Source organism: Pseudoalteromonas sp. 1CM17D, assembly GCF_023161805.1.
Taxonomy (GTDB): Bacteria; Pseudomonadota; Gammaproteobacteria; order Enterobacterales; family Alteromonadaceae; genus Pseudoalteromonas; species Pseudoalteromonas atlantica.
The window spans coordinates 2,200-13,995 of sequence record NZ_JALNTP010000010.1 but is presented as its reverse complement, the minus strand read 5'-3'; the positions used below and the strand labels follow the sequence as shown (position 1 = coordinate 13,995).

Sequence of the window (11,796 nt, the reverse complement as noted above, 5' to 3'; positions counted from 1 at the left end):
ATCAACTCTGCGGTATGTCCAGCTCTTGACCTATAAACAAGGTGTTTGAGCGTAGTTGATTAACTTGCTTTAATTTGGCTACCGATACGCCATACCGACTCGCTAATAGGCTTAGCGATTCACCTGGGCGAACTTTATGCTTAGTTGGGTACTGCGATTTAAGCTTTGCAAATAACGAATCATCTGGTGGGTTTTTTAAGTAATAATTTTTTATAGACGTAAACATCGCTTTAGCTAAGCGTTCCTGATGATTAGCGCTTTTTAACATGCGCTCTTCACGGGGGTTTGAAATAAAACCTGTCTCAACCAAAATGGAAGGGATATCTGGCGACTTTAATACGGCAAGACTTGCATGTTGTGGATCTTTTTTATGTAATTTAGCGACCTTTTTTAGCTCTTTTACTACTTCTTCGGCCACACTAAGCCCCGTTTTCATTGAGTGGTCCATCGACATATCGAGCAGCGCTTGCGCGAGGTATTTTTCGTTAGCAGCATCTTTAATTACATCGGCTGCACCACCTAAAAGCTCTGAGTGTTTTTCTTTATCTTCTATCCATTTACCAATCTCAGAATTAGCGCGACCAAGCGATAACACCCACACCGAAGCACCATTTGGCCCAGGGCTGGTAAATGCATCAGCATGAATTGACACTAAAAAGTCGGCTTTTTTCTGGCGTGCTCGGTTGGTACGGGTATTAAGCTTAACAAAGTAGTCGCCACTTCTTACCATGCGCGAAATCATGCCACGTTCGCCGTCAATCATACGCTCTAAACGTTTAGCTATTTGCAGGGTAATGGTTTTTTCATACGTACCAGAGGGGCCAATAGAACCAGGGTCTTCTCCGCCATGGCCCGCATCAATTGCAATAACAATGTCTCGCTCTTGGCTTAACTGGCGCTTTTTAGCTGCTTTTTGGGCAGGTGTAGAGCTTACTGCAGGTTCACTTTTATTATATAAATCCACAACTAACCTGTTTTTGTACGGGCCAGTAGGTGCCAGCGCAAAAATAACCGGCTTAATAGGCGCGGTTAGCTCAAATACAAAACGTACACTTTGTTTATTTTTAGGTTTTGAATAGCGCAGCTTGCTTACAATTTTGTGCTTAGAAGGAATACTCGGTAATACTTTTAACCCCTTGGTGTTTTCAAGGTCGACCACTAAGCGACTCGGGTTTTTAAGCATAAAATAGCTAAAATCGGGCTTATCATCTAAATCAAATACCACCCGCGTGCTATCTGGCGAGGGCCATACGCGTACACTATTTATGGTATTTTTTGCCCACAACGGTAAGCTCACAGCGAAAACTATGAAACAAATAAAAAGTTTAACTACACCTCGATTCATTATAACTACCATTGCCTTAACTATTTATTATTATGAGAGCGGGCGCCTTAACCCGCTATTAGCTTATTAACCTAAACGTTGGATAGTAAATCTACCTTAAGCTGCTATTTTGTACGCCAACTAAAAAGGTAACTTTGATGCTTTTATATTTCAATGTGTTAGTAAGTATATTAACTCGGGTTTAGGTTAGTTAGTTTTTCGACAATTGCTATTCCGCGCTCGCTGGCACTATTAATAACAATTTTGCGCTCATCGCCAACGTAACTTAAGGTAATGTCTAAATCGGGAACTGGTATAAATTCTCCCCCTTTTTCTGGCCACTCAACAATACAAATAGCCTGCTCAGAAAAGTAATCTCTTATACCCATGTACTCAAGCTCTTCAGGATCGCCTAACCGGTATAGGTCAAAATGATATACATTAGCACGTGTCAGTTCGTATGGCTCTACCAGCGTATAGGTTGGGCTTTTTACCTTACCAGTGTGGCCAAAGCCTTGCACTACACCACGCGTAAATGTTGTTTTACCTGCACCTAAATCGCCGTGTAAATAAATTACTGCACCTTGCTCTATAATAGCAGCCACTTTGTTACCCATTGCTACTGTGGCTATTTCATCATTTAGGTGAGCTTCAAAACTACGCGTCATTGTTACCTCAAAAATTTACTAAAAGCGCATCTTTGCTAATCATACCAGAATATTTCTTGAAGGCGATAAATTGGCGTTTTAGGCATAAAAAAACCGGCCTAAGCCGGTTTTAATTAACTGGTGCTTTATAGCCCTAGTTTTTTCTCAAGGTAGTGGATATTTGTACCACCACTTTGGAAGTTTTCGTCTGCAAGAATTTTCTTATGTAATGGCGTGTTTGTTTTGATGCCATCAATAACTAATTCGTTCAGCGCATTACGAGCACGGGCAATAGCAACATCACGGTTTTCACCGTAAGTAATAAGCTTACCAATCATCGAATCGTAATGTGGAGGTACTGTATAGTCAGCATAAATATGGCTATCCCAACGAATACCTAAACCACCTGCAGGGTGGAAACGTGTAATTTTACCCGGCGACGGGATAAACGTTTCTGGGTCTTCTGCGTTAATACGACATTCAATTGCATGGCCGCGGATAACAACGTCATCTTGCGTGAAAGATAGCGGTTGCCCAGCAGCAATTTTTAGCTGCTCTTTAATTAAATCAACACCGCTTACCATTTCAGTCACTGGGTGCTCAACTTGAATACGGGTGTTCATCTCGATGAAGTAAAATTCGCCGTTTTCGTATAAAAACTCAAACGTACCCGCACCACGGTAACCAATTTCGATACATGCACGTGTACAGCGCTCACCAATAAATTTACGCACTTCTGCCGTTATACCTGGAGCAGGCGCTTCTTCAACTACTTTTTGGTGACGACGTTGCATAGAACAGTCACGCTCACCTAAATGAACAGCATTACCTTGTCCATCAGCAAGTACCTGAATTTCAATATGGCGAGGGTTTTCAAGGAATTTTTCCATGTAAACCATGCTATTACCAAAAAACTGTTTCGCTTCTTGTTGAGTAAGTGCGATTGAATCAATTAATTCAGCTTCGCTACGTACTACACGCATACCACGGCCACCACCGCCACCAGCGGCTTTAATAATTACCGGGTAACCAATGCGCTTTGCAATTTGCATGTTGCGTTCTTTGTCATCCGATACCGGACCGTCAGAACCCGGTACACATGGTACACCGGCTTTGCGCATTGCATTGATTGCCGATACTTTATCGCCCATAAGACGAATAGTGTCGCCTTTTGGACCAATAAATACAAAGCCGCTTTGCTCAACTTGGTCAGCAAAATCTGCATTTTCTGAAAGAAAACCATATCCTGGGTGAATCGCTACAGCGTCTGTTACTTCAGCAGCCGCAATAATGCGCGGAATATCTAAGTAACTTTCAGTGGCTGGAGGTCTACCGATACAAATGGTTTCATCTGCAAGTAATACGTGCTTAAGATCGCGATCCGCCGTTGAATGCACAGCAACCGTTTTGATCCCAAGCTCTTTGCAGGCGCGCAATACGCGAAGTGCTATTTCACCTCGGTTTGCAATGACTACTTTATCTAACATAAGAGTTGGCCTTTAGGTTACTAAATTATTCAATGATGAATAGAGGTTGATCAAATTCTACTGGTTCGCCATTTTCAACTAAAATAGCTGTAACTGTACCCGCTTTATCTGACTCAATTTGGTTCATCATTTTCATTGCTTCAACGATACATAATGTATCACCTACTTTAACTTGAGAACCAACTTCTACGTATGCTGGCGCTTCTGGAGAAGCTGCTGAGTAAAATGAACCAACCATAGGTGATTTAACTTGATGGCCTGCAGGCGCTGCTGGTGTAGCATCGGCTTCAACGGCTGGCGCAGCTTGTGCTGGTGCCGCAGGCGCTGGAGCAGCAAATTGCTGTGGTGCGTACTGAGCGTAAGCAGGACCTGCGCTCATGTTGTTACGGTTAATACGTACTGATTCTTCACCTTCAGTGATTTCTAGCTCAGCAATACCTGATTCTTCTACTAATTCGATTAGCTTTTTGATCTTGCGAATATCCATGAACGACCCGCCTATAAGTTTGTTAGTTTAAATTAATTCGAGTTTTGCAACCGGCCCACGGCAGCGTTCAATGCTGCGTGGTAACCCATTGCACCTAATCCACATACCACACCTTGCGCCACATCAGAAAAATACGAATGATGACGAAATGCTTCACGTGCATGCACATTACTTAAGTGCACCTCAAAAAAAGGAATATCAACGCTTAACAATGCATCACGTAAAGCGACGCTAGTATGCGTAAATGCAGCAGGATTAATAATTATGTAATCAACTGCCTGCCAAGCATCGTGTATTCTTTCTATAAGGGCTTGCTCACTATTACTTTGAAAATGCGTAAGCTGAACATCTAGACCCTCTGCGGCAGTCGTTAGTTCGCTCATAATTTCACCAAGAGTGTGCAAACCGTACTTTTCTGGCTCACGCTTTCCTAGCATGTTTAAATTTGGACCATTTATAACTAAAAGTTTAAATTTTGCAGCCATAATACGCGATATATCCTCTAAGTAATGAGTTAAGCCGTTGCGAGCTAATTTTGTACACTAAAGTAAGTATAAAAAACAAAAATTGCAACAAATTCTCACGTTAGCCAACTATTATAGTCAGTTCGATGTAAATAGCAGCAAAATACTGGTCTAATCTCTGGAGGTGTAATAAATATGACGTAATTGGAGGCAAGCCACTTGGTAAGCCCAAGCGGCTAAATTGCACTATTATTGTGCGCTGGCGCGCACTGCAGCTAGGTGGTTGGCAAAATCATCAGCGTTTAAAAATCCTGTAACGCGCTCTGAACTTAGCTCTTGCCCTTGTGTGTTAAAAAACAAAATACTGGGTAAACCAAACACAGTGAACTCTTCCATCAGCTCAATGGTGGTGTCATCACTTTGTGTTAAATCGATTTGAATTAACTGATAGTGACTAAACTCGCTCTGTACTTTGGCATCTGGAAATGTGTAATGTTCAAACTCTTTACATGCCACACACCAATCGGCGTATAAATCAACCATCACCAGTTTGCCTTGCTGATTAGCTTCAGCAACAGCGTTTTTTAGCTCGGTTAAATTAGCCACTTGTTTAAACTCATTACTTTGCTGACTAACCTGCTCAACCTGTTGCTGCGGCCAAATAACGTTTTTAGCTAATGTAAAACCAGTAACTACTAAAAATGTAGCACTAAACCAAAGCGCTGTTTTAAGCTTGCTTTGTGGCTGCGCACTCTGCCAATAGTGTAAATAAACAGCCGTTGCCAGTGCTAAAATACCTGCCATAAGTAAAATAATGTCGGCGCTAATTATGCGCTCTAATAAAATAAGTGGCACAACAAGCATAATAAAACCAAATAACGTTTTAACTTGCTCCATCCAACCGCCAGCTTTAGGAAGCAATTTGCCACCAGACGTACCGAGTAATAAAAGCGGTAGGCCCATTCCTAAACTTAATACATACAGGGTTAAACCACCGACAAGGTAGTCACCACTTTGCGCTACAAATAATAGCGCAGCAGACAACGGAGCTGTGGTACAAGGTGATGCAATTAACCCTGACAACACCCCCATTAAAAACACACCTAGGTAATTGCCGCCTTTTTGGTTATTACTGACTTGCGTTAGCTTGCTCATCATGGCGCTGGGTAACTTAATTTCGTACCAGCCAAACATCGACATTGCCAGCAATACAAACAGTAAACTAAAACTAATAAGTACATAAGGGTGTTGTAAATACCCCTGCACTTGCCCGCCTAAGGCCGCCACTACTAACCCTAATGCAGCATAAGTAAGCGCCATACCTTGTATATATACAAACGACAACGCAAACGCTTTTTTAGTAGATAGATTTTGCTGCCCTGCAATTAAACTCGATAAAATAGGAAACATAGGGAACACACACGGTGTAAACGCAAGCCCCACCCCAACAGCAAAAAATATGAGTAAATTGGTTACTAAACTTTGACTTGCTAATCGCTCTGTAAAACTTAAATCTTGAGTGGTTGTATTACTTTGGCTACGCGTTGAGTCTACAGAAGGAGTCAATGCGTTTAATGTATCAGCGGCATTAGCAGATGAGTTTTTACCTTGCGCTTGCTCTGAGGCAATAACACTTAAAGGAATACTAATAACCTCAGGCGGATAACACAGCCCTGCTTTGGCACAGCCCTGATAACGCACCTTTACAACAGCACCCTCTGTAACATTACTGACCTTACTTATAACACTCACACTATTGAAAAAAACTTCGGTTTTGCCAAAAAACTCGTCTTCAATTATTTCGCCAGTACCGGCATCGCCGACCTTTATGTTGGCGCCTTTAGCGATAATTTCTATTTTCTTTTTATAAAGGTAATAATCAGGGGCTATATCCCACCCCACAAATAAAGTGCTACCTTGCTGATCAAAATCAAATACAAACGCTTGGTCTACGGGTAAAAAGGTTTGCTGTGGCGGGGCAAGTAAATCACCTAGCACATTATTGGTGTTTGCCTTTGCAGGAAGCGCCAGCAAGCTAACCAATAATAAAAAGAAAAACCGCATTAATTTAATACCTCATCCATCCAATGAAAATAAGCCAAATTACCAGTGGCCACATCAACCACTTGAATTTCGGGTACTTCGTAACTGTGTAAACTTTTGATAGTTTCAAAAACATCATTCATTTTTTCTGATTTTGTTTTAATCAGTAGCTTTGCTTCTATCTCTTGGGCAACATCGCCTTCCCACATATAAACTGAGGTCATATTTGGTAAAATATTTACACACGCCGCTAATTTTTGCGCTACAAGTGCTTTTGCTAAAGTGCGTGCTTCAGCCTCATCTTTGCACGTGGTAAATATCAATTTAAATTGCGTAGTCATAATTAACCTTTACTAATTTATAGGGAACTAATGCAATAGTATCTGATAGCTAGTGTAATGTGTAGGCGATGAATAATTGTAGATATTAAGCAATTATTAATCACTTTAAGCTCAACCTTGAAAATAGACCCCTTCACCCTCACTTATATTTCATCCACTCTTTTGAGTGCCATTATTTAGAGAGCCCTATGTTTAGATTTTTATTTGTGTTGTTTATTATCATTCCTATCATCGAAATTGCGCTACTAATACAGGTTAGCGATGTAATTGGTGGATTTGCGACTATAGCCCTAGTGATTGTTACGGCTATTTTGGGCGCCAGAATGGTTAAACAACAAGGTATGGGTGCATTACAAAATGCACAAAGCCAAATGGCTCAGGGGCAAATGCCAGCTAAAGAATTATTTACCGGTATTTGCGTGATCATTGCGGGTGTTTTATTGCTAACCCCAGGCATTATGACCGATGTATTCGGCCTACTATTATTAACCCCCTCAATACGCAACAAACTTGCTGCAGGCCTTGCAAGTCAAGCAACGGTACGCATGAGCACAGGTGCACAGCAAGGCTCTTCAGCCTTTACACAACACCCACACTCGCAGCAAGAACAACAGCATGTAAATAAACCAACTACCATTGATGGCGAGTATGAGAGAAAAGATTAAAAATTTATCGATTTTTCTCTTGGAATTTTACACTCTACCCCCATTAATGAATGCAAATTAGAAAAGCTTTTTTCTGTACTGTTCAGAAACTGTTAGGAGAACTAAAAAAATGAACATTCGTCCTTTACAAGATCGCGTAATCGTTAAGCGTCTAGAAGAAGAAACCAAGTCTGCTGGCGGTATTGTATTAACTGGCTCTGCAGCTGAGAAATCAACTCGCGGAGAAGTTATTGCTGTTGGCAATGGTCGCGTTCTAGATAACGGTGACGTTAGAGCTTTAGAAGTAAAAGCCGGTGACACTGTGTTATTTGGCTCATATGTTGAAAAAACTGAAAAGATCGAAGGTCAAGAGTACCTGATCATGCGTGAAGACAACATTTTAGGCATTGTAGGCTAACCCTACTTTTCGTTTAACAAACATTTAAGAATTTAGAGGAAATTAAAGATGGCAGCAAAAGAAGTACTTTTTGCAGGTGACGCACGCGCTAAAATGCTAACAGGCGTAAATATCCTAGCAAACGCAGTAAAAGTGACCTTAGGTCCTAAAGGCCGTAACGTAGTACTAGATAAATCATTTGGCTCTCCAGTAATCACTAAAGATGGTGTATCTGTAGCAAAAGAAATCGAACTTGAAGACAAGTTTGAAAACATGGGTGCACAAATGGTGAAAGAAGTTGCATCTAAAGCAAATGATGCAGCGGGTGACGGTACTACTACCGCAACTGTACTTGCGCAATCTATTGTAAACGAAGGTCTTAAAGCGGTTGCTGCGGGTATGAACCCAATGGATCTTAAGCGCGGTATTGATAAAGCAATTATCGCTGCTGTAGAAGAGCTTAAAGCGCTATCTGTACCATGTGCTGATACTAAAGCTATTGCACAAGTAGGTACTATTTCAGCTAACTCTGATAAAGAAATTGGCGACATCATTGCACAAGCAATGGAAAAAGTAGGCCGTAACACAGGTGTTATTACTGTAGAAGAAGGTCAATCACTAGAGAACGAACTAGATGTTGTAGAAGGCATGCAGTTTGACCGTGGTTACCTATCTCCGTACTTTATCAATAACGCTGAAAAAGGCGCTGTTGAGCTAGACAACCCGTTCATTCTACTTGTAGATAAAAAAGTATCTAACATTCGTGAGTTACTACCTACATTAGAAGCCGTTGCTAAAGCAAGCAAGCCACTATTAATCATTGCTGAAGACCTAGAAGGCGAAGCACTTGCAACGCTTGTAGTTAACAATATGCGCGGTATTGTTAAAGTATCAGCAGTTAAAGCCCCTGGTTTTGGCGACCGTCGTAAAGCAATGCTACAAGATATCGCCGTATTAACTGGCGGTACTGTTATCTCTGAAGAAATTGGTTTAGAGCTTGAAAAAGCAACTATCGAAGACCTAGGTACTGCTAAGCGTGTAGTAATCACTAAAGATGATACAACTATCATTGATGGTGCGGGTGAAGAAGATGGCATTAACGGCCGTGTTGCTCAAATTAAAGCACAGATTGAAGAAGCAACGTCTGACTACGATAAAGAAAAACTACAAGAGCGTATGGCTAAACTTGCCGGCGGTGTTGCAGTAATTAAAGTAGGCGCAGCGACTGAAATTGAAATGAAAGAGAAAAAAGACCGTGTTGAAGATGCATTACATGCAACTCGTGCAGCGGTTGAAGAAGGCGTAGTACCTGGTGGTGGTGTTGCTCTAGTACGTGCTGCTAGCAAGCTAGTTGAGCTACTTGGCGACAACGAAGACCAAAACCACGGTATTAAAGTTGCACTTCGTGCGATGGAAGCACCACTTCGTCAAATCGTAACAAATGCAGGCGACGAAGCGTCAGTAGTAATAAACGCTGTTAAAGGTGGCGAAGGTAACTACGGTTACAACGCAGCCTCTGGCGAATACAACGATATGCTTGAAATGGGTATCCTAGATCCAACTAAAGTAACGCGCTCTGCACTACAATTTGCAGGTTCGATTGCGGGTCTAATGATCACTACCGAAGCAATGGTTGCTGAAATCCCTAAAGAAGAAGCTGCTGGTGCCCCTGATATGGGTGGCATGGGCGGAATGGGTGGCATGGGCGGAATGATGTGATCTTCCTCCTATCGAATTCATAAGAGTTCATTAAGTTTTATAAGGCCCGCAAAGCACTGCTTTGCGGGTTTTTTTATAACTTCGATAAGTTCATTAGGTTTCATTGGCGCTTTTTAAATTTCAAAGGTTTAAGGGGTAAATGTGGGGTAACTCACATACATAGGAGTAAAAATAGATCCATTTTTAAATAAAATACCCCAAATAAATTTAAAAAGAGTATCAAAAATGAAACTGAATAACGAAAAGATTAAAGCACTGAAGCCCAAAGAAAATGGTAAAAATTTTAAAAAATATGATGGTAACAACTTGTTTTTATTAGTAACTAGTCATGGTTCTAAGCTTTGGCGCTTTAAGTATAAGTTTGGTGGTAAATATAAAGAAATGGCCTTAGGAAAATACCCCACAATACCCCTAAAACTAGCTCGCACTAAAGCAGATAAGGCCCGTCAGCTTCTCAGTGATTCTATTGATCCGATGGCTCAACGCAAGCTTCTTAAACTTCAAAGTACGTGCAAAGATTTAAATTTCGGTGAGATTGCGTTGCAATGGTTCGAACTTAATAAAAAAGAATGGAGCAATGCCTACCAAGAAAAATTATTGCGTTGGCTTAAAAGCGATCTTAAGGGGATTTGTGAACTACAGATTGACCATATTACTAAGAATCACATTATTAATATCGTAGACTCTCTAGTTGAAGCTAATACCGTGAAAAAAGTTCCCCCATTATTGTCCATGCTAAATCGTATTTTTCGTTATGCGATTACAAAAGACCTCACTAACAATAGCCCATTAACTAATTTCGACTACATAGCATTGACTGGAAAAATTTCAGCTCCAAAAAATCATGCAGCTATTACTAACTCGAAAGAAATGGGACAGCTCATTTTAACTATTGAGAATAACAACTCAGGCTCTTACTGCTCTCAGGAAGCATTGAAACTACTACCTCATCTATTTTTACGCCCTAGCGAACTTCGTTGCTTAAGATGGGAACATGTAGATTTTGAAAATAAATATATTAAAATACCCGGCGAATTAATGAAAGCAGGTAAAACTCATATCGTTCCTCTTTCAGTTCAAACTCTATCTAAATTTCGAGATATTTATAAATACACTAATTACTCAAAGTACGTTTTTCCCTCAGAGATGAGTTCTTCTAAACCATTTAGCAAAAACGTACTGAATAATCGTCTACGTGCATTGGGCTACTCGGCTAATGATATCGTTTCACACGGCTTTCGAGGAACAGCTTCAACATTACTAAACGAACAAGAAGAAAACTATCAGCATATTGAAATGCAACTTGCCCATAAAGTGGGCAACTCCACAGCTCTTGCATATAACCACGCTGAATATCTTACTCAAAGACGTGCAATGATGCAGCGATGGTCTAATTATTTAAATAAACTGTGTAGTGATGCTGAGCTTTGCAATGCCATAGAACAATCTGGTTAGGTAGAAGCTGAAGTCCAATCTCGCATTTTAGAAAGAACATAATCTTGTGCCTTCAATGAGTCGCGCTGTTAACTGTCATGATAATGCGGTTGCAGAAAGCTTTTTTGCGACAATTAAAAAGCGCCATTCACACACATGCAGTGTTTACCTGATAAGTTTGAAGATGCGTACTATTCTGAGTTAAAAACTGTCTAGTGAAAGCTGGGAGTCCACCTAGTTCTTTCCGTTATAGCGCGGTAGACCGTGGTATTACCGGTAAATTAAGTTAAAAGGTGATCAGTTTCCCACACGCCACATACTGTGGTGCTCTACGAAAGGTGATCTAAAAGTCATATTTAGAGCCCAGTTATTACTGTTATAGCACGGTAGGTCGTGGCCTAACCGGTAAATTAAGTTAAAAGGTGATCTAAAAGTCATATTTAGAGCCCAGTTATTACTGTTATAGCGCGGTAGGTCGTGGCCTAACCGGTAAATTAAGTTAAAAGGTGATCAGTTTCCCACACGCCACATGCTGTGGTGCTCTACGAAAGGTGATCTAAAAGTCATATTTAGAGCCCAGTTATTACTGTTATAGCACGGTAGGTCGTGGCCTAACCGGTAAATTAAGTTAAAAGGTGATCTAAAAGTCATATTTAGAGCCCAGTTATTACTGTTATAGCGCGGTAGGTCGTGGCCTAACCGGTAAATTAAGTTAAAAGGTGATCAGTTTCCCACACGCCACATGCTGTGGTGCTCTACGAAAGGTGATCTAAAAGTCATATTTAGAGCCCAGTTATTACTGTTATAGC

General features: G+C 40.9%; 11 protein-coding genes. 4 read left to right on the top strand and 7 right to left on the bottom strand.

The annotated features are described in order from the left end of the window. Window position 1: 1 nt before the first annotated feature. From MSC25_RS16100 to cutA, 7 genes are all read right to left on the bottom strand, one after another. Window positions 2-1,345 carry an N-acetylmuramoyl-L-alanine amidase gene (locus MSC25_RS16100; RefSeq protein ID WP_004587668.1) on the bottom strand — a complete coding sequence of 448 codons (1,344 nt, stop codon included), beginning with the start codon at window positions 1,343-1,345 and terminating at the stop codon, window positions 2-4. A gap of 170 nt (window positions 1,346-1,515) precedes the next feature. Further along, window positions 1,516-1,992, bottom strand: a complete 477-nt coding sequence (gene tsaE, locus MSC25_RS16095) for a tRNA (adenosine(37)-N6)-threonylcarbamoyltransferase complex ATPase subunit type 1 TsaE (RefSeq protein ID WP_004587669.1) — start codon at window positions 1,990-1,992, stop codon at window positions 1,516-1,518. 125 nt (window positions 1,993-2,117) lie between these two features. After that, window positions 2,118-3,458: an acetyl-CoA carboxylase biotin carboxylase subunit gene (gene accC, locus MSC25_RS16090; RefSeq protein ID WP_024031477.1), complete on the bottom strand. Its 1,341-nt coding sequence runs from the start codon at window positions 3,456-3,458 to the stop codon at window positions 2,118-2,120. A gap of 25 nt (window positions 3,459-3,483) precedes the next feature. Next, window positions 3,484-3,945, bottom strand: a complete 462-nt coding sequence (gene accB, locus MSC25_RS16085; RefSeq protein ID WP_004587671.1) for an acetyl-CoA carboxylase biotin carboxyl carrier protein — start codon at window positions 3,943-3,945, stop codon at window positions 3,484-3,486. 32 nt (window positions 3,946-3,977) lie between these two features. Then, window positions 3,978-4,430: a type II 3-dehydroquinate dehydratase gene (aroQ, locus tag MSC25_RS16080; protein WP_248443964.1), complete on the bottom strand. Its 453-nt coding sequence runs from the start codon at window positions 4,428-4,430 to the stop codon at window positions 3,978-3,980. Window positions 4,431-4,658: 228 nt separating this feature from the next. After that, window positions 4,659-6,473 carry a protein-disulfide reductase DsbD gene (locus MSC25_RS16075; protein ID WP_248443963.1) on the bottom strand — a complete coding sequence of 605 codons (1,815 nt, stop codon included), beginning with the start codon at window positions 6,471-6,473 and terminating at the stop codon, window positions 4,659-4,661. After that, complete coding sequence (gene cutA / locus MSC25_RS16070) at window positions 6,473-6,793, bottom strand: divalent-cation tolerance protein CutA (protein WP_029772613.1); 321 nt, start codon at window positions 6,791-6,793, stop codon at window positions 6,473-6,475. The genes MSC25_RS16075 and cutA overlap by 1 nt, the downstream gene beginning before the upstream one ends. Before the next feature lie 188 nt (window positions 6,794-6,981). Here cutA and MSC25_RS16065 point away from each other — a divergent pair, with 188 nt between their 5' ends. From MSC25_RS16065 to MSC25_RS16050, 4 genes are all read left to right on the top strand, one after another. Further along, on the top strand, window positions 6,982-7,458 hold the full coding sequence (locus MSC25_RS16065) for an FxsA family protein (protein ID WP_004587675.1): 477 nt from the start codon (window positions 6,982-6,984) through the stop codon (window positions 7,456-7,458). Window positions 7,459-7,567: 109 nt separating this feature from the next. Then, the gene (locus MSC25_RS16060; protein ID WP_004587676.1) at window positions 7,568-7,855 is read left to right on the top strand and encodes a co-chaperone GroES; all 288 of its coding nucleotides are present in this window, start codon (window positions 7,568-7,570) and stop codon (window positions 7,853-7,855) included. A 48-nt stretch (window positions 7,856-7,903) separates the two neighbouring features. Beyond that, window positions 7,904-9,553 (top strand): chaperonin GroEL, encoded by a 1,650-nt coding sequence (groL, locus tag MSC25_RS16055; protein WP_004587677.1) that lies wholly within the window; start codon window positions 7,904-7,906, stop codon window positions 9,551-9,553. 225 nt (window positions 9,554-9,778) lie between these two features. Further along, window positions 9,779-11,008 carry a tyrosine-type recombinase/integrase gene (locus tag MSC25_RS16050; protein WP_248443962.1) on the top strand — a complete coding sequence of 410 codons (1,230 nt, stop codon included), beginning with the start codon at window positions 9,779-9,781 and terminating at the stop codon, window positions 11,006-11,008. The last annotated feature ends 788 nt before the right edge of the window (window positions 11,009-11,796 follow it).

Excerpts from the sequence above, each read along its gene's own strand:
- accB (WP_004587671.1), bottom strand. The coding sequence starts at position 3,945 with ATGGATATTCGCAAGATCAAAAAGCTAATCGAATTAGTAGAAGAATCA.
- aroQ (WP_248443964.1), bottom strand. The coding sequence starts at position 4,430 with ATGGCTGCAAAATTTAAACTTTTAGTTATAAATGGTCCAAATTTAAAC.
- MSC25_RS16050 (WP_248443962.1), top strand. The coding sequence starts at position 9,779 with ATGAAACTGAATAACGAAAAGATTAAAGCACTGAAGCCCAAAGAAAAT.
- cutA (WP_029772613.1), bottom strand. The coding sequence starts at position 6,793 with ATGACTACGCAATTTAAATTGATATTTACCACGTGCAAAGATGAGGCT.
- MSC25_RS16100 (WP_004587668.1), bottom strand. The coding sequence starts at position 1,345 with ATGAATCGAGGTGTAGTTAAACTTTTTATTTGTTTCATAGTTTTCGCT.
- MSC25_RS16065 (WP_004587675.1), top strand. The coding sequence starts at position 6,982 with ATGTTTAGATTTTTATTTGTGTTGTTTATTATCATTCCTATCATCGAA.
- groL (WP_004587677.1), top strand. The coding sequence starts at position 7,904 with ATGGCAGCAAAAGAAGTACTTTTTGCAGGTGACGCACGCGCTAAAATG.
- MSC25_RS16075 (WP_248443963.1), bottom strand. The coding sequence starts at position 6,473 with ATGCGGTTTTTCTTTTTATTATTGGTTAGCTTGCTGGCGCTTCCTGCA.
- MSC25_RS16060 (WP_004587676.1), top strand. The coding sequence starts at position 7,568 with ATGAACATTCGTCCTTTACAAGATCGCGTAATCGTTAAGCGTCTAGAA.
- accC (WP_024031477.1), bottom strand. The coding sequence starts at position 3,458 with ATGTTAGATAAAGTAGTCATTGCAAACCGAGGTGAAATAGCACTTCGC.
- tsaE (WP_004587669.1), bottom strand. The coding sequence starts at position 1,992 with ATGACGCGTAGTTTTGAAGCTCACCTAAATGATGAAATAGCCACAGTA.